Annotated in this window: 6 protein-coding genes and 1 tRNA gene; 2 read left to right on the forward strand and 5 right to left on the reverse strand. The window is 25.4% G+C overall.

Annotation, left to right across the window (positions count from 1 at the left end; translation table 11 throughout):
• Positions 1-2,598 precede the first annotated feature (2,598 nt).
• Entirely contained in the window at positions 2,599-3,465 is an 867-nt protein-coding gene (gene folD / locus GFV14_RS01310; protein WP_457914541.1) for a bifunctional methylenetetrahydrofolate dehydrogenase/methenyltetrahydrofolate cyclohydrolase FolD, read from the reverse strand.
• A 185-nt stretch (positions 3,466-3,650) separates the two neighbouring features.
• Here folD and GFV14_RS01315 point away from each other — a divergent pair.
• Positions 3,651-3,727, forward strand: a tRNA-Arg gene (locus GFV14_RS01315).
• A gap of 2,164 nt (positions 3,728-5,891) precedes the next feature.
• On the opposite strand, the gene lpxH is transcribed toward GFV14_RS01315, so the two are convergent.
• The gene (gene lpxH, locus GFV14_RS01320; protein ID WP_457914542.1) at positions 5,892-6,614 is read right to left on the reverse strand and encodes a UDP-2,3-diacylglucosamine diphosphatase; all 723 of its coding nucleotides are present in this window, start codon (positions 6,612-6,614) and stop codon (positions 5,892-5,894) included.
• A 688-nt stretch (positions 6,615-7,302) separates the two neighbouring features.
• Here lpxH and cysS point away from each other — a divergent pair.
• The gene (gene cysS, locus GFV14_RS01325) at positions 7,303-8,691 is read left to right on the forward strand and encodes a cysteine--tRNA ligase (protein ID WP_457914543.1); all 1,389 of its coding nucleotides are present in this window, start codon (positions 7,303-7,305) and stop codon (positions 8,689-8,691) included.
• Between the two features lie 5,512 nt (positions 8,692-14,203).
• Here the strand turns inward: cysS and fruA are convergent.
• From fruA to fruB, 3 genes are read right to left on the reverse strand one after another with little or no spacing between them, the layout of a single operon-like run.
• Complete coding sequence (fruA, locus tag GFV14_RS01330) at positions 14,204-15,892, reverse strand: PTS fructose transporter subunit IIBC (RefSeq protein ID WP_457914544.1); 1,689 nt, start codon at positions 15,890-15,892, stop codon at positions 14,204-14,206.
• Positions 15,893-15,903: 11 nt separating this feature from the next.
• Positions 15,904-16,848: a 1-phosphofructokinase gene (gene fruK / locus GFV14_RS01335; protein WP_457914545.1), complete on the reverse strand. Its 945-nt coding sequence runs from the start codon at positions 16,846-16,848 to the stop codon at positions 15,904-15,906.
• Complete coding sequence (gene fruB, locus GFV14_RS01340) at positions 16,845-17,990, reverse strand: fused PTS fructose transporter subunit IIA/HPr protein (RefSeq protein ID WP_457914546.1); 1,146 nt, start codon at positions 17,988-17,990, stop codon at positions 16,845-16,847. Before fruB ends, fruK begins: the two co-directional genes overlap by 4 nt.
• Between the last annotated feature and the right edge of the window lie 2,727 nt (positions 17,991-20,717).

Raw genomic sequence — 20,717 nt, forward strand, 5'->3', positions numbered from 1 at the left:
TCGTTGTGTGCTTGTTAGATATTTTACATTCCATTAATATTCCTCAGTTGTTTTTGTGTTAATTAAATTGATTAATATCAGTCAGATATTTTAGAGCATGCTTGCGTAACTTGATAGATAAAAGTAAAAACATATATATTATGTAATATAAAATAAAATTTAGTATTAATAAAATAATTTTCTTTTTTATTTTTTTGTAAAGTTGTATTGAGCGTTTCTGTGTGTTGTTTTAAGAAAGATAAAACTTACAATAAAATTATTCATGATCTTAAAAATTAAATCTTCTAAAATTTTAACATATATCATCAGATTCTAATAACAATAAAATTTAAATCTAATATTGCAGGTTAAAAAAGTTTACATTTCTTTCTTGATTGAACATTTTTAGTTATTGATACATCATACCTCATTATAGTAGATTAAATATCTATATTTCTGAAAATATTTAATAATTAATGAGACAGGAGACTATCCAAAGTTTTTTTACAAGTTATTGTTTAATATATATTATCGTAATAATAACAGTCTACAAAGATGTATATTAATTTAGAAAGATTACAATACTTTAGAATTCATATTGTTTATAAGAACATATAAAAGTGTCTATAATAAAATATTTTATAAATTGCTGTAGTTTTTTGAAAATTATTTTATTGAGAGATACTGCCTGGTAATATTAAAAGTCAGTGCAACTTATATTAATATTTTAATATTTAGAGAGAGAAACTGTCATCAATAAATCTACTATTAGTATACTAAACATGAAAATTTTTTTGATGAGATTAAAACTAGAGTAGTGATTTAGAAAAAGATCATATTTGTAATTATTTTTGTGTAGAACATTAAAAACAAAGATACAATCCATAAAATACTATATAAAGGTAAAAAATGATAGTATGATACTAGATATCTCAGTATATCTTACAGTTTATCCTGTAGTGTTATATAAAAATAACTAATATATTGATATTATAGATTATTTCATGTAGTCTCAATATCTGTTCTTGATATGTATGTATTATACTTAGTAAGTAATAGTTTATATAGGTAAAATATCTTATATGATGTCTATCTAATGCGCGTCAGTGTAATTGTTAAGATCATGTAATGTAATAAAACGCTATTTTATAATATATATTTACATACTTTATTTTATTAAAACTTATATTAGTTTTTAGAAAAATATTAATTAACATTAACATTTTATGAGAGAGAGTATAAACATGTTTTTTGTTTATCTGTTTAATATTTATTTTCTGTCTATTAGGCAGAAAGGATACTGAATACTTTACTTAGAAAAAAATTATTTTAGTATACATTTATATATTGAAATGACACTATAAGTTATCATTTTGTAAAATATTGATTTAAATAAAAAGAAATATTTTTATAATGTACTTTAATAGAATTTTTAAGTTCTTTTAAAAAATAAAGTTTGCGCTTTTTGATAATGCATGTATCTAAAAATTTTTCATGTGTTTTATCATGAAAATCCTATTCTTTTCTTACTAAAATAAAAAAAATATATTTCTATATGTTAATTTAACATAGAGAGTGTATATGATTATTGTCTCAGTGAGGAATGAGATAAATCATTTACTAATAGTGATTTAAAGAATATACTGATAAATAATATTTAGAATTGTAATCAGATTACAAAAATTATCAAAGATATTTGTTAAATACACATAGTATTTAAATAGAAATGTTATCATAATACTATGAACCTGTCTCTTAACCGTATATATTTTTTATTCAATAGCGTACAAGAGATTGATTAAACACTAGATTGAAAAGTAGATACTAAATTAGTAAGCAATACACAAATCATTATATAACTAAAATTAAGTGTGATAACAGGTGAAAAAACATTAAAGACGTGCATTTAAAGTGTTAAAGTATTTTAAGATAATATTTCATAGATTATTCTATATAGACTTACTTTTGTAATAGATACGATAACTTTACTAAATTATTTATATAACAATTCACTAAACTTGCTTATTTTAAAATGATAAGATAAAAAATTTAAGATAACTAAATTATTCTGCATCTTATTATTTACTCTTCAAAAAATAATATTTAATTGCGATTTGATTATGTGTATTTTGATTATTTCTTCTTTTTCAAATTTTCTAGTGTTTTTCACAATAACAACTACCAAGCTGGATCAATAAACTAAAATAAATATATTATTAACATTATTGTAATTTAATAATAATAGATACGTTGCGTATAAAAATTTATTACGAATAATGATCTTGAAAAATATTTAATAAAGAATAATCTTTATTCATCACAGATGATAGATTTTCCAATAATTTTTATTAAAAAATAGAAACCACTTTAATTATTTTTTGTAGAGATATAACTTAACTATACATAAGCAATACAGATAAGTTAATATTAATTTAACTTATCTGTATTATGTATACTTGGATTTTAAGTGGTTTTTTTGATTATGTAAGATTATTTTTCTTACAGAAATTTTGCAAAATATCTGAGTTTTAACTATGTCATTCACTTGCATTAAAACATCGGTAATCGTTGTTCTGGAATATCGATTTTTCTAATTATTTCTGAATATTATTATTATTTCTAATTATATGAAGAATCGTGATATTCTTCACATGCTTGTAAAGTATTTTGAATAAGTGTTGCTACTGTCATTGGCCCAACTCCACCGGGAACAGGGGTAATCCAAGAAGCACGTTTTGATGCATCATCAAAGTTGACATCACCTGTCACTTGACCATTTTTTAGGCGGTTAATACCCACGTCAATTACAATAGCTCCTGGTTTGATCCATTCACCAGGAATAAAATTTGGTTTACCTACTGCAACAACTAACAAATCTGCATTACGAACATGTTCTTCAAGTGTTTTTGTGAAACGGTGAGTAACGGTAATTGTACAGCCTATTAGTAATAATTCCAAACTCATTGGGCGACCAACAATATTTGAAGCACCAATAATTACAGCATTAAGACCATAAGTGTTAATGTTATATCGCTCGAGGAGCGTGACAATTCCTTTTGGTGTGCAAGGCCGTAAGTATGGTGCACGTTGGCATAAACGACCTATGTTATAGGGATGAAAACCATCAACATCTTTATCTGGATGAATGCGTTCAATAACTTTAATTGTATCAATATTAGCAGGTAATGGTAGTTGTACTAAAATACCATCAATTTTAGCGTTGTGGTTTAAATTATCGATAGTTTCTAACAGTAGAGTTTCGCTTGCTGTGTTAGGTAAATCATAAGAGTACGAAATTAAACCGACTTCTTCACATGCACTACGTTTACTACTGATATAAATTTGAGATGCAGGGTTTGTACCAATTAAAATAACGGCGAGACCGGGAGGGCGCTTACCTCGTTCAAGACGTTGTTGTACCTTTTTGTAAACTTCATTACGAATTATCTTCGCAATAGCTTTCCCATCGATTATTTTTGCTAACATCTGTAATTTAATCCATATATGAGATCTAATGATGTTTCTATTTAGTCAGAGCTAATTGTTAATGTCAGTTCTATCTATTATATAAATTAGAAGATAAATAGTTGAGTAAAGAATAGATATTGACTCAATATTTATCAAATGTATAATTTCCTCTATCCATTTGATTAGATCTAGGATTTTATAATGCGTCCTTAGCTTAGCTGGATAGAGCAACGGCCTTCTAAGCCGTAGGTCACAGGTTCAAATCCTGTAGGGCGCGCCATTAAAATTAATAACTTATAATAAAATAAAAAACAAATTTTAACTAATAGGTTATATTATTAACAGTTATTTTCTTTTTTTTATCTTAAAACTTGTAAACATTACTAGATGAAGCAAGAAAATATCTTACTTTTAATTTTATAGTATTGAAAAATGATAATATTTTATGTATATTTTGTACAGTGTTAATCAATTTTTTCATATTAATTAGGTGAGTCACTTTTTTATTTATCAATGTATTTTATAATCTATGCTTATTTTTTATGTTAATCATAGAAAATTTAATAGATAAACTTTAAAAGTTTAAAATCACCAGTTTTATTATCTATATTGCATCATTATAGCAAACATAAAAGCTAAATTTCATGAATTCATATTAATAATCTAATGGCTCAATACAAATCATTATTATTTCATTGTATTACAAAATTTATTAAAATCTTTAAAAGAATACCAGATGATCGGTATATCTCGTATATTTTTTTATAAAAATCGTGATGTTTGTAACTACAGCGCTGTTAAATATTTTTATAATCATAGTTAATAGAGAATTCATCTTCAGATATAGTGTAGAGATTCTAAATTGAAGAAATAATGATCGTGTATTTAACTGTATATATTGTAATATTAAAAATATTAAACTAGCAATGAACGATTGTAAGTATTGTGTTTTTATTTCATGTAGTGGAATTTTTCTCTTTTCGTGGTAATGTTTGAAACTGTTTAAAAATTTCTGAAAATTTCAAGATAAAAATTATAAAAATATTAAGTTTAATGATAATAGAATGTTAATTCTTAAAGAATAACTCTATAACGATAATAAGTTTTGTCGTAAGATAAAGCGAGTATTACATGCATCTAATTTAGTTTTGAAAAGATATTTCGTTCGGTAACGTGAATTGAATAAAACATTTTTCAATATGATTATTTTGATTTATTTAATCGTAATCATGTAATTTAATAGTATTGACATCAGTGAAGAGGGATTTTAATATATTAAATAATTATTACTCAGAAGCTAAAGTATACGCTGTGGAGAGTTGAAGTGCATGAAGTAGTTTTTAGACTATTATACATTCTTAAATTGGTTTTTTAGTAAAATATACTTTGTAATTATTTTTCTAGAAATTAGTGTTTTGTATTACTATTGTAAATTTAAAAATAAAAATTATTAGAAAGAGCGCGATACTTTTTAGAGAAAATTTTAAAAATATTAGCGAGAGATGCATATTAAAAGAAGTCAGTATAATAATACTCGTTTTATTATCATAAATGCGAAAATATTGATTCAGATAAATATACTTCCTACAAATATTATAATGAGAGCAAACAGTTTGCCGGTATGAAAATATATCGTGCGGTAGACATTCCAACATTCCATATCTATGCTATAAAATCTAATATTAGATTCACAATATTATTGATAAATAATATGGCTGAATAATGGCTGATTTGTATAACATATAATTTATATCTCTGAAGAATTTATTAGTAGATAGAGATTACATAACTTCCAAAAAATTTTGGATAGTATATACTGTATTCTAGGAATATTAATTAAGAGAGGGAAGATACATGCATGTTATATTTAAATATTATTTTAAATTATTAATTTTTGAATATAGAAAAACTAGAAAATTATTATAAGATTTTGAAAATCTGTCTAGAGATTTTTAATCTAATATATCTTATCTCGTTTTCTTATAGAAAACACTAAATAAGATTCAGTTGTTTGGCTAATATTCCTAGCAATTTAGTTATATTGATAGTACTTTAAATTATTATGTTAAATTATTATCTTGAACTTACTCCGAAGCATAAATAGTTTGTCTAGTGTATGTCTACTAAAAGATTGTTAACGTGAACAAAACTTGGTAAATTAAGAATACTATCTATTATATTTTCTGCAATTAGTGAGTCACTTTGAGAATACATGATAATAGTGTTATTGCCACAGATTAACAAGATGTTTAGAGTGTTATGTATTATACTTTATCTCATTAATACAATATGACTATAAGATAGAAAAGATAAAAGATAAAAGATAAAAGATAAAAGACAACAGATCTTGAGATAATTATAAAATAAAGAACATAGAACATATTCAGCAGTTAATAAAATAGCAACGATAAAACCTTTAAGTTGACTGTTTGGACTTATGAAGGTTAGAAAGGGAAAAGAATGAGCTGTATACCTTGTTCATTAATTATAAATGCAGAACCTTCACGATCCCATGCACCTAAAACACCGCGGTAATAACGTTGATTATCAATAATAATTTCATGAATAGCATGGCAGTGGATATGTCCATGAATGATCCAATTAGCCTGATAATGAGATAAAGTCTTTATAACAGCCTGGTGGTTAACATCCATAATACATTTATTTTTCTTACCATTGGCATATTTACTATTTTGACGAATTTTTTTAGCAAAACGACGACGGATAAAAAGTGGTAGTGTTAAAAACAGACTCTGCACCCACTGAGTATGAACTTTTTTACGATAGTTTTGGTACTCGCGATCGTCAGTGCAAAGAATATCACCATGTAAAAGCAAAATTCTTTGTCCGTATAGATCAAGTAACGTTTGTTGTGGAAGAATGTTCATGCTGCATTGTTGTGCGTAGCGCTTACCAATTAAAAAATCACGATTACCATGAATAAAGTAGCAAGAAATACCTTGCCTGGTCAGCATTCGTAATGCATCAATAACCTTTTGATGCAGTTCTGTTTTATCATCATCGCCAATCCAGTAATTAAAAAAATCACCAAGAATATAAAGACTATCGGCATTAATAGCTTGTTGATAAATAAAATTTATAAACCCGGTAGTGGTTACCGGTTTATCTTCACTCAAATGTAAATCTGAAATAATATAGGTGGACATGGTGTGTCAAATTATTCGCTACATCTCACTGTTTTTATCAAAACTTTTTTGAGTGATTAAATATTGATAACGATTATTATGACTAGTTAAGACACTTTTAAATATGATTAACAACATCTTATACTCTGAATTGTTTTGAGAAACATAGAGTAATGAAAATACTTTCAGCACTCTAAGTGGAATTTTAGGAGATTGTTATGATTAATATTAATAAAATTATATCATTATTGAATGAAGATTATTGGTATAAAGCGTGCCAAGACTTCTAAATATATTCTCAATCTATTGTTGATGTCTTTGAACTATATTTTATGTTTTTTGTTGCGTATTAGATTTCAAACTACTACATTAACACATTAAATCTTTGATGGTATTATGAAAAAGAGTATTATAGTCATAAAATTTTATGATGGTAATTGAATAAATATTTAACAATCGGTGGATTATTGTCAGTATTTCATCTTTTGTAAATATATTACTGTTACATGCTTTATATTATAAATTCAATTTAATTTGAAGTCATAGTAAAATTGCGAAATTCCAAATAGTATGACTAAGAATTCTGTGATAAAAATAGTGTAAACGGTCTTTTCTTATTTTTACCAGATTTGAATATAACAAAATGTCCATACAACGTCAGCATAAACAAGGATTAGGATCACTGATAGTGATAAACGGAATAATATAGATGTTAAAGATTTTTAATACTTTGAGTCGAAAAAAAGAAGAATTTAAACCAATTTGCCCAGGAAAAGTAGGAATGTATGTATGTGGTATTACTATCTATGATTTATGTCATATTGGTCATGGACGTACTTTTGTGGTATTTGATGCAATTAGCCGATATTTACGTTATTTAGGTTACAACTTGCATTATGTTCGTAACGTGACCGACATTGATGATAAAATTATTAAACGTGCTGCAGAACATAATCAATCTGTAGATGTTTTAACGAATTTTATGCTAACTGAAATGCATAAAGATTGTCATGCTTTAAATATTTTGCCTCCAGACAGTGAACCACGTGCTACGTTTCATATTAAAGAGATTATTGAAATTATAGAGATACTTATTAAACGTGGTCATGCATACCTTGCTCATAATGGAGATGTTATGTTTGAAGTAAAAACCGATGAAGATTATGGTAAATTGTCAGGTCAAAATTTAGAAAAATTACAAGCTGGCGCTCGTGTTAAAATTGCAGATATTAAACGTAACCCCATGGACTTTGTTCTTTGGAAAATGTCTAAAATAAGTGAGCCAAGCTGGAAATCCCCTTGGGGATTAGGTCGTCCAGGATGGCATATTGAATGTTCGGCAATGAATATTCAAGCACTCGGTAGACATTTTGATATTCATGGTGGGGGTGCGGATTTAATTTTTCCACATCATGACAATGAAATTGCTCAATCATCTTGTGCTTATGATGATTACTTCGTTAACTATTGGATGCATGCTGGCATGGTGATGATTAATCATGAAAAAATGTCTAAATCACTGTATAATGTTTGCACTATTCGTGACCTTCTTGAAGTCTATGATCCTGAAACGGTTCGTTATTTTTTCTTATCTTCTCATTATCGTAGTCAATTAAAATACACAGAAACAAATTTAAAACAAGCACATACTGCCTTGGAACGGATCTATACAGCATTACGTGGTACAGATAAAAATGTTTTTCCAGCAGGAGGAGAAATTTTTACATCTCGTTTTGAAGATATGATGAATGATGATTTTAATATTCCCAAAGCTTACTCAGTACTTTTTGATATGGTTCGACAAATTAATTGCTTAAAATTAAAGAATATGGTTGCAGCTAGTCAGTTGGCTGCAGAGTTACGTAAGTTGGGTGGTATACTTGGTTTACTTGAGCGAGAGCCTGAAACTTTTTTACAAAGTTGTCTTCACAGTGAAAGTGATAAAGAAATCGCTAAAATTGAAGTGCTGATTAAACAGCGTAATGATGCACGGAAAACTAAACAGTGGATACTTGCTGATAAATCTCGCAATGAATTGACGACTATGGGTATTGTTCTTGAAGATAGTTTACAAGGTACAACGTGGCGCCGTAAATAAATATTCACCTAGTATTTTCATTCATTAAAATATTAATACTTCTTTATGTTGAGCATGCTTGAATAAATTTTGTACTTTTATTTTATAACATGATTTTGATTTAAATTTTCAAGAAATTATATTTTTATTTAAAATAAGTAAATTAAAATAGTAAAAATTAGGTGTGAATATTAAAATTTTTAAAAAACTCTACAATATTTTATGTGTGTTATTAACTAATTTTACTGATTTGAGTAATATTATTGAAAATACTTTTATTATTAAGTCATATTGTAATAAACATTTTTATATGTAATATATCGTAAAATCTATGTAATATTCATGATATAAATATCTATGTAATTAGCCCATTACATCATCTGTCACTTTTAAAAAAATACAACTAAATTCTTAACAATGAAGTTGATTCTTGTAATATAAGATTCAAATATTAATACAATTTAAATTAACGATAAGTGTAATACATTAAAATATACATAGCATGTAATGTAAAGTTATATTTTAAACTTAACTAAATAAAAAAAATTTATAAAAAATTATTTTGCAAAAATTAATCGATAATATTTTCATGTATTTATATTTAACATTATTTTAAATTCTTGATAAGTTTAATATGTAGTTGAGTTTTTCATATGATTTGTATTTGTATTCTGACTTGTAAATCATCTTTTAGAATAAAAGAATAGCAATTACACTGTAATTGAAACATTTATAAAATGTGTAAGACATGTAAAGTAGAACTAGATTGATTTACTATATTTTACTTATGGTTTTCATGGTTTTGATTTTGATTTTTATTTTTCTTCAGACTAATAATTGTAATTTCTGATGCTGTTATATATGGTTATTGCTAATTAGTTATAGAGTTATTATTTTATAGCTATACCATGATATTGTAATGTATATATTTTATAATGAAATATAGTATATCTAATATACGTTTAAATATATGACTGTTGATGATCTTCAATTTATTAATTCACAGTGTTCTTTATCTTTTTCATTGTTTTATCGTAAATGATGAAGTAATTATTTTTGTTATCATGTTATGTTGTTCATAGTATTTCTTGTACTCGGAAGAAGCAGAATATCAAATAAAATATACATATTTAGCACATGCTTTTGATCAATATGAATACATTGAGTTATAATTGCAACTACTTTACGTTTACAATAATATCCTGATTATCAGTTTTATTATTTCATCAATAATAGTGCAATATAAATATTCAGTCATTTCATAAATTATTATTGATTAATTCTCAGAGTAGAAGAACATTTAGATGAAGTAAGTTTCTAAATGTATAAAATAAGTAATATTATGAGTAAATAAAATTCGCATGATAAATTATTATGAAACTATAATATTGTAATAAAGTGAAGTGCGTTATATTGGTATATTAGAAAATATCTCTTATTAGTATTGTTATTAGTATTCAGCTAATTATTGTTGATATAAATTATTTATTTCAGCTATTAATTAGTGACGTATTTAATAGATTGATATATAATTTTTTCTGATAATATTAACAATTCAGTTGTGAATAGTCATAGATCGAGTATATTCAGTCTTGGCGTAATTTTGATTTTATAAGTGTGATCAATTTTTTGCATTTAAATTCTAGTGTTGAGTTTAGTAGTATGATAATATTTTAATATTACTCAAGTGTATTTTCATGAGTTTTCTTTTTTTAGGTGTAGTTTGTTAAGTTTAAATACATTTCTAATATATTTGTACATAGTATATTTTTTTCATGATCAAACTTCAGGCTTGAATAACCCTTATACCTATAAGTACATGATGACTATAATAATCACATTAAAAATTAATACATATAAAAATTTACATTATTTAGTTGATGATTACAAGTTTTTAATAAAATAAAATTGCATCTCTCAATATGATTGACCTATGTATAAAATTTAATTTTACTGTTTTATCTATTTTGTTTAATATTATGTACTATAAATTGATACGTGCACATAAAATATTTTATTAGTTAAGAGTGTTTGATTGTTTCAGAATAATACAATTTTATTACCTTAGTTGTATCCATTAGTAATAACATCAACTTCAGTGAGGTTGAATATCACAATATTTTATCATATTGACGTAGTTAAAGACTGCCAATGTATTCATATGCTTTATAATAAAAAATCTTAAGATTTCTGGACGCTATTAATTCAACTCTATGCTTAGAGAAGGTGTCTAAAATAAGTATTGTTTTATAAGTTTTATTTTCTTAGAGTTATAATAAATGTATTTAGTATTTTTATAATAATATTGCGTTATTTTTATAATTTTAAATCTTTTTAGAGTGTTACGCTACATTGAGATATTATATTACCTAAGCAATCAGAATGACGTAAATTTAATTTGTATGTTTGAATTTTAGATGAAATAGCGTTAAGGAAGTTTTTAGCTTTTTGTTTCTTTGAACAAAGGATTTAAATAAATTATTTTGTTTTTGATTTTTCAATATACCGTTCATATTTTCTATTGTGCATGAAATTTTTAGATTGATTAAGATTAAGATACAATAATATTATTTTGTAATTTAATATTATTACGATTACTCTATTATAAATATGTTTTTCTGATAAACATGATATAGATAGTTTGAGCAGATTAATATTAACGCTCATACTTTTAGTCTTACAAGTCTTTGTGAATTTTATCTTTCTAAATGTTAAGTTTTAATTATAGATAATATAGTTACAATTTAGTTATATGAGTAAAGTGATGTTTAATAAATTTATATTATTTAACTGTTTTTATTAATTTTAAGAGAGTAATACTAAAACCTATCAATCTTTTAAAAGAGAGTTATTATTTTATCGAATAGTTAATTATTATATAAGATAATGCATATTTAATTGAAGTGCATATATTTTATAATATTTGATAAAATTGAATAAAAGCTAGTAATAAATGTGTGCATATTAATAGCAATAAAATAAAAAACACTCAATAGATAAAGATTAAAATAAGATTTCTTAGAAAAGGTTTGCATAATGTGAGTAAAAAAGTTTTAGGCAACTATCTAAATTTTCTACAGTATCAGTTAAATGAAAACTTACTTTTGTAAAAGATCATTAATTATGTTAGAATACTGGCGTCCAAGTTCTTTGGATTTATTTAACATCATTGAGATTTTAAAATATACGCTAAACATTCATTTTTATTAGATATTTTAATAATAACTTTTAGTAAAAAGTTCTAAATCTAATAGAGTTTTATGACTAAGTGGTTAATTAAGAATTTACTTTGAGACTAAATCGTATTTTTGACTTTACTACATCTATAATATTAATGTAAAGGACAAAGCATGATAAGAAAAAAATATTTCTAACGATTTTCAATAACTAATAGTAATATTATTTTAGATTCATAAACGTACTTTCTTAAAGTAGACTTTTAAGATAAAATGAAATAATTTTACTAAAAATTAATATCAATTTTAAATTCAGCCATTATGTTTTAAACATCTAAAATATATTTAGTTTTTTTGTGCAATAAATAAGTGTGCATATTAAATGCATTAATTAAAGATGAATATTGAAATACTTTTTACTATGTTTTAGATGTCTCTGTATTTTTTAATCATGAGAAGTAATTTAATAACCTGATATTAAATGATAATGTTAAAAAATAGAGTGTATTTTATTGTCTCTTAATGCTGAGATTAATATATAATACATATAATCTAAATAATTTTATTCAAATACTTTAATATTCGCTAGAAAAGTTCTCATATATATGAGTTATGTGTCTATAGCCTAAAATTTATTTAGGTACATTATTTTTACACGAATATTTAGTCAAGATGATATTTATCAGGTCAGTTTAAATGTTTAATAGGGATTTTAATCATATGTTAAAATTTTTTATTTAAATTATGATTTTTAGTATTTATCGTATTAATAATAACGAAAATAGCGTTTTAAATACTCTATCGATTCTTGATGTGGATGTTTAACTATTTTTAACAACATTTCTAAAGAACTTCGCTTTATTTTGCGTAATTTTTTTAGAATGTACGACAAAATACAGGAAACTCTTTCTTGTAAAATCATTAATGAGTATATTTCTGTCAGAAATTATATTTTAGGTATATATAGAGTACACATATTTTATGTATATTAAAATATCTAGGTGCATTCGTGTTTTCTGTCTGAGTAAGATAGGGTGAATTGATTGAAATATTTTGTCGATTAATATAACTAGTGTGGATTTTAAAAATCTGTATCATTTATCAAATAATTATGTTTCAAAATATTCTTGATACTTTCTAAATATTTTCCAATGAAAAATTAAATAGTCTTTCAAAAAGACCTGTAATGAGGCTCAATAATACAATCGTAGCCTAATATTTTAATTTCGCATAAAATAAAAAGTTTTATGTCCTTTTCTAAATGTAACGTCTAAACGTGTACTCTAAATATACCTTCCAATGACTATTTTAATCATAAAACTACATTAATATGACGTGGTCAGGTCTCGAAAAACTAAAAAATATTTCTTAAAATTAATAGATACGTTATTAGCGAATAAAATTATGTTAATCGTGATTATCGTTGTGAGACTTCAGATCGATTATTGCAAATGATTATGAAATCTATTTTGTACAAAATAATACATGAAAGGTTGAATCGTTTAAAAACCTTTATTTCTCTAATTATTATAAAATGTGTGCATACATTTTAACTTTATCATCGAAAGAATATATAGAAAAGTGTGATGATATTAAACTAAATATCAGTATATTAGTTCATTTTTGTTTACAATTTGAAAATAAAACAGAGATTATCGTAGAGTGAAAATTTTAATTTTAATTTTTTATTAATTAAGTAAATAATATTAATAAGAATATTTTACATATGTGTGTCTTTTAGTAATCAAGTGAATATTTATTCGCTTGTCATTTAAGCTTATTCAATAAAACTAAGTAATTGTCTTTTTATAATTATTAGATAATTATCACGGTTTTTAATTTAGCAATAGATGCATAAGTTAGAATATTTTAATATTACTTATGTAAATAGGATAATCATCTTATGTGAATTAGAACTTTTGTAACTCTTAAATGCATGATTGATAAAAAAAGTAACGTTGCAGAATAATTTTAAATTATATCAAGATTCTGCATGGTATTTAAAAAATAATCTAGAACCTAATGTTATATCATTAATAGTTATTTGAAACCGAGTGAGTAGTGTTAGTGGGTATGTTAGGCAAAGCAGTTCACTATTTTTAACTAACATTAACATTAAGAATTATTTTACTGATCGTTATTTTTATAACGGTATTATTAAATACTATATTAGTATTTTATGTAGGCACAATAATGAATATTTTTATTTGTAAGGTAATTCTTATAAGTACTTATTTTCTTCTATTTTAGAAGACACGTAAAATATTATCAAAATAATTTTTAATTTAACTCTCTTATTATTAATAACGGTAAGTTTTTAAAAATAAAAGTAAGTATAAATAGTATATTAATTATTATTATGAAGTAAGATTAATTATTTTTTCTTTTTCTACGCACTTATTTTTTAAAATAGCATACAAGACACCTGAAATTATTGTACCTGTTACGATTGCTAGCAAATACATTAAGATATGATTGATAGCACCAGGAATAAACAAGACAAATAGTCCACCATGTGGGGCTGTAAGTTGCGCATTAAAATACATTGATAATGCTCCCGTGATTGATCCACCAATAATACAGACAGGTAATACGCGAATTGGATCTTTAGCTGCAAATGGAATAGCACCTTCAGAAATAAAACATAATCCAAGAAGCAAAGAAGTTTTACCTGCTTCATGTTCCTCTGGCATAAATTTATATCTTGCTAAGATAGTGGAAATTCCCATTGCTAGTGGTGGCACCATACCAGCGCCCATGATTGCTGCTATAGGCATATAGTTTTTTGTACTTAATAAACCGACACCAAAAGCATAAGCAGCTTTATTGACTGGACCTCCAATATCTGTGCACATCATTGCACCTAAAAGTGCACCAAGAATAATAGAATTAGTTTCGCCTATAATATTAAGCCAGTCTGTTAACCATTGCATGAGCCATGATGCAGGATTACCAATCAGATAGATCATCATCAAGCCAGTAAATAGTGTTGACATTAACGGAATAATCAAAATTGGTTTAAGAGCTGAGATTATTTTAGGTAGTTGAATTTGAGTATTGATAAAATGAGCACTGTAACCCGCAATGAAACCAGAAGCAATGCCACCTATAAAACCAGATCCCAGTGTTGTTGCAAGTACACCACCTACTAAACCAGGTGTCAGACCCATTCTATCAGAGATAGAGTAAGCGATATAGCTAGATAACACTGGTACTATTAAAAAAAGTGCTGTACTATTACCGATTAAATTTAATGCCAAAGATAATGAATATTCTATTTTAGAAGCATGTATGTTAAATGCGTAAGAGAGTGTTGTACATAAGCCTCCAGCAATTACCATGGGAAGCATATAAGAGACGCCTGTTAATAAATGACGATAAATACTGTGTGTTTCATTTTTAGTTTCTTCATAACTGAATTGATTATTTTTTAGGATAAAAGTACTAGCTTCTTTTTGTGCTTTATCCATCTCTTGTACGGTTTTTTTAAGAGCTAAGCTAGTTGAAGTGCGATACATTTGCTTTCCAGAGAATTTGTCAATATTAACTTTAATATCTGCAGCGATAATAACTAAGTCAGCCTTAATGATTTCATCGGCGGTAATTTCATTTTTGATACCAACTGAGCCATGAGTTTCAACTTTAATATGCCAGCCACGTTTTTTACCTTCTGTTTCTAGTGCTTCGGCCGCCATATAAGTATGTGCAATTCCAGTAGGACAAGCTGTTACGGCTAAAACTGATAAGGGTGGTGAAGTTTTGATTAACTGTACCTTGGGTGTATAAATTGTAGCTTGAGCTTGAGCTTGATTAAGATATTGTATAGGGTTTTGAATTGCATGCTCTATATCGCTAAAATAGACTTTTTTACCAATTAATGCATTATCAGTATAAGTATCTTTTCCTGCAATAATAACAAGATCTGCATCTGAAAGAATATTAGTAATAGTAAAATTATGAGTCAAAGCCGTATTTTTTAATGCATCTAAAGCAAGCCATGCTGCAGCTAAGCCTTTTTTTTCATGTGTGATAATAAAAATTTTCATAATGTTTTACTTTAATTAGGATTGCAAAGTTTTAAATTGATACGGGACATCATAAGCGTAAGATCTGCTTGATTAATCATACCAACACTCGGTTGTGAAACTGAAAGGGCGGAAACCGCTGTAGCTAAGCGAAGAGTTTTTTCAGTACTTTGATTCATTACACATCCGTAAATTAATCCAGCAACCATGGAATCCCCAGAACCTACCGTACTTACTACAGTGCATTGTGGTGGCTGTGAAAACCAACAACCAGATTCATTCACCCACATAGCTCCTTCAGAACCTAAAGAAATTACAACATGAGCTATTCCTTTATTACACAATTGATTAGCTACTTTTGCAATATCTTTATGTGTTAGTAAAGGTTTACCAGACCAAATTTCAAGCTCTCGGTGATTTGGTTTCACTAACCAAGGCAATGCTTTTATCCCTGCATTAAATGCTTCATCACTACTATCGAAAATAATATACAAACATTTATTACGTAAGCTGATCATCCATTTTGTAAATTCTGATAATGGCACTCCTGATGGTATACTTCCGCTTATGCAGATGATATCATATTTATTAGCCCAACTGAGTGAATCGGAGGTGAATTTTTTCCAATCGGATTGGGTGATTTGCAAACCAGAAAAATTTAAATCAGTTACATTGCTATTTTTTTCGGTCAGTTTTACGTTAATGCGTGTGCATCCTTCAATAACTGTTAAGCGATTTGTAATTTCTGTTTCGCTAAACATTTTTTGAAAGCCATCCTGATTATCTTTTCCTAAAAAACCACCTACTGTAACACTTATTCCAAGGTTTTTTAATACTTTGGCGACATTAATACCTTTTCCTGCTGCATAGAGACCCGTTGTGTTAACTAAGTTAACTTCACCTTTATTAAGATCTGGTAAGTAACCAATTAAATCATAGGCTGGATTAAGTGTGATCGTAGCTACTTTTAGAGTCATGTGATCTCCTCACCGAGACCATTTTGAATGGTTTCTTTAATAGCACACATTGCTTCTATTGCATCTAAGCCTTTAGCATGAATTTGTAGACAATGACCCTGTTTTGCTCCTAAGCTGATAACTTTCATTAAGCTTCGACCATTTATCGGTATGGATGTGCAATCAAGATTGGTGATAGTAATTACACTGCTAAATTGTTTAATAGTAGTAACTAGCAGAGTACTTGGGCGAGTATGTAGACCATGCATGGTACGAATAATAAATTTTTTAGTAAGTTCTGTGGATGAAACTAATGATGTTTTTTCTTTTTTCTGAAATATTGAAATAATTGTGTCAGCATTCATGTTATGTAATAATGTATTCATCTTCTGACGTTGTAATAGTTGACTGAGATTAGAAAGAAAAACTTCAACTTGCTCATCAGCATAAGATAAAGTAATCAATATTTTAATTGGTAGATTTTGATGAGTAATTAGTGATTTTGGAGTTGATAAAGTGATAGCACTATGTAGATTTCCCTTATAACTATCGCTAAGCCAAACACCTTGCCCTAGATAGTGAGGCGATGTACTTAAAACATGACTGATAAACTCAGGACTAATCGTTTGTTCATCTTGTAGTCGAACAAGATTTAGAATTTGTAATGAATTAAGACTTTTTACATCTGCATTTAACGTAATCATCGAACTATCAAATTTCAATAATTGAATATTTTTTTTACCTATTATTAAATTGCGTAACAATGTTGCATTGTCGGCTTTTTGAATAGCTTGAGCAGTTTTTTTATCACTGATAACATGTGTTAATTGACGTAGTAATGTTATATGTTCATTTGATTTAGCAGCGATTCCGATGACAATATAAGCAGTTTGTTCTTCACCCCAACTAACACCTTGTGGAAATTGATATATTGTTATTCCTGTCTTTAATACTTGATCGCGAGTATCAATTGTACCATGAGGTATAGCAATCCCATTTCCGAGAAATGTTGGCGATTGGTGTTCTCTATTCAGCATTCCCTTTATATAACCATCTTTTACATAACCAGATTTAGTTAAAGTAGCAGAAATTTGTAGGATAGCGTCTTCTTTGCTAGCAGCAGTAGCACGAAGATTGATGTCTTTTTCTGATAAGTTGAACATAATTTCTCCTGATTATCACTTTTAAAAATTAGCTTCGTTAAAGAGAAAAATAAATTATTATACTTATTTTGTATTAATATTATTCTTTTAAAATCAGCTGAATTTTTCAAAATTTTACATGAATTTACTCAATTTTTTATATTAATTAATGAAAATATGTAAATGTAATTATGTTCTCATTGATTCTTAAGTACATTTCAATACTTAATAATTTATGAATATATATTAATATAATGAATTATCAATAGTAAATTTTTGTATTATAAAATAGATACTATAAATAGTAAAATAATTCACAAAACCTATTTTATATTGTAAATTATTTAGATTGATACAGGTAATAGGCAAAATAAAATTTTATTTTTAAAAAAAATCTATTGTGCATTTCTAATAATTAGAATCGTGATGTGTAACCTGACTTATTATCATATAATTTATATATTCTTACTTAAATGTTTGATTTTTAATCTTACTATAAAAATTATAGTAAAATATTATATTGAAAATATGTTGTTATATTAAATTCAGATGTATATTATGATTTATTTTAATTTTTATAATAAAATATCTCTAGAAAACTGTTGTAATGTAAATTTTTAATAAAATTTCAATTATTGAATGATGATAATATTAATATTTTATTTAAATATATGTACTAGAATAATCGTATTATTATTATTAGAAAAGTTATATAAATATATTTTTATAAAAATTAAGTAGAGAAAAGTTTATTTTTAAATTTATATGAATGTTAAAATTAAACACAAAATTATTTAGTAAAACATTATCATTAAATAATTATTTAATATATAAAAATAAATTTATGATCATTTGACATGATTAAATTACAGTTTTCCTAAAAAACTTTTATAAAATAAAATTAATATATGATTAGCTAATTTAGTGAATTGTATTTTTTTATAAAAATTTTATTGAGTTTTACGGTATAACAAAAAAGCAATAAATTTTAAATATACAAATTAAAATCGTAAAATCGAATATGTAAATATTTTTTAATTTTTTAAAATTTATGAATATTATTTAAAGAAACTCTATGTATATTAAAAGTAATTTGATTAGAATGATATTAAAATAAAATTTATTGTATTTATTATCTTAACAAAATTAATTATTAAAATATCACTGTATGTATTTTAAAATTTTTTACTCACATTACTTTTGTAATGCTTCTTGGAAGATATTGTTAGATATTTTATACAATAAGTAATTAGTAGTCTGTTATATTTTCTGATGATTTTTTAAAATTTAGATAGTGATATAAAATTTTTTTATTTAAAAAATTCTGATGATACTATTAAATTGGCACCGCCGTTTAAGGATAGACAAAAGTGTATAAAAGATTTTGTATAAATCAATAAAACATTGCTTGACTGATGTTCATATCTTAAACTATATACAGTTTCTGTAAAATATATGAAAATTATTAGATTTTTAAAAAGTTTTTAAAAATTTTTTAAAAAAGTTAATGATATCTATTTAAAAAATCTTTGTTAATAATTATTTTAAATTTATATACTGTGATTTTTTATATAAATAAAATGTTAATATCTGAAAGATATATGCTTGATTATTTTTACCGATTATAGTATTAATAATTCATTGATACTAAAATATAACTCACTCTAGTATAAATTTTACAATTAAAACGATCAAGGCCATAGAAAAGAAATATTTCTGGAAGTTAACAATAATTATAAAGTATTTATAAGACGACATTATAAAAATTGAATCAAATTATTTTTTAAGTAAGATTTATAGAAATCCTGAAATATTAAAAAATCTTAAGAAATAGTTAGATTATGATAATAATTTTATAATGGAATACCATAACATTTAGATTAAAAAAATTTTGCTTCAGATGTAGCGTGACAGACACTGGTATAAATAAGTGATCACTTGTAATTGCCATTTGATGTAGTATATATATAATTTAATATTTATTTTGATGTAGTCATGCGTAATGTCTTATGTCTATAAAAAATGATTAATACTGCATATAATAGTACTATCAACTACTCAGTGTTAAAGTATAAATCTAATCTATATTGATGATCTTTATTGATTAATAAATAATTGGTCTTGAGTTCAGCTGTAATTTTTAGGTAAAATATATTTAATTTATAAATAACATTTTAATTTTTATTAAATTTTTTAATATTTTTAGTTAATCTGAATTTATATAACAATCATTTTTGAGGTAACTACTCCTCATTTTATAATATATCAAGAATATGCATGAAATAGGATATAAAATTTTAAATATATAAAAAGATATTTATTAATTTTATAATTTTTTTTATGAGGCGTAAATTTCATTTAATTTCAATATAGTGACGTAATCATAAAATCTAGTGTATTGGTTAATAAAATTACGTTTTCAACTAATTCAGGCTACTTAAAAACCATCATAGATATTTATCTTTAATGATGTTAGAATTCCAGTGATTTTATATACTGACTTACTATAGTAATTTGTTATGTTGATATGATTATTAATAACTGTATGACATAAGATGTTGTATCCTTATTCGATCCGCGATAGAAGTGTACAATTTCTTTTCTAAACATTAAATTTTTTAACGATGTATTCAAAGTTATACTTTTTCATGTCGAGAATTATGATAAATACTAGTTTCTTCTTATTGAAAGTACTGAATAATTTTCTATAATAGTGCATTCTTAATCTTAATAAGATAGTAATATTAG

The sequence above is a fragment of the Candidatus Hartigia pinicola genome, assembly GCA_020541205.1.
Taxonomy (GTDB): Bacteria; Pseudomonadota; Gammaproteobacteria; order Enterobacterales; family Enterobacteriaceae; genus Hartigia; species Hartigia pinicola.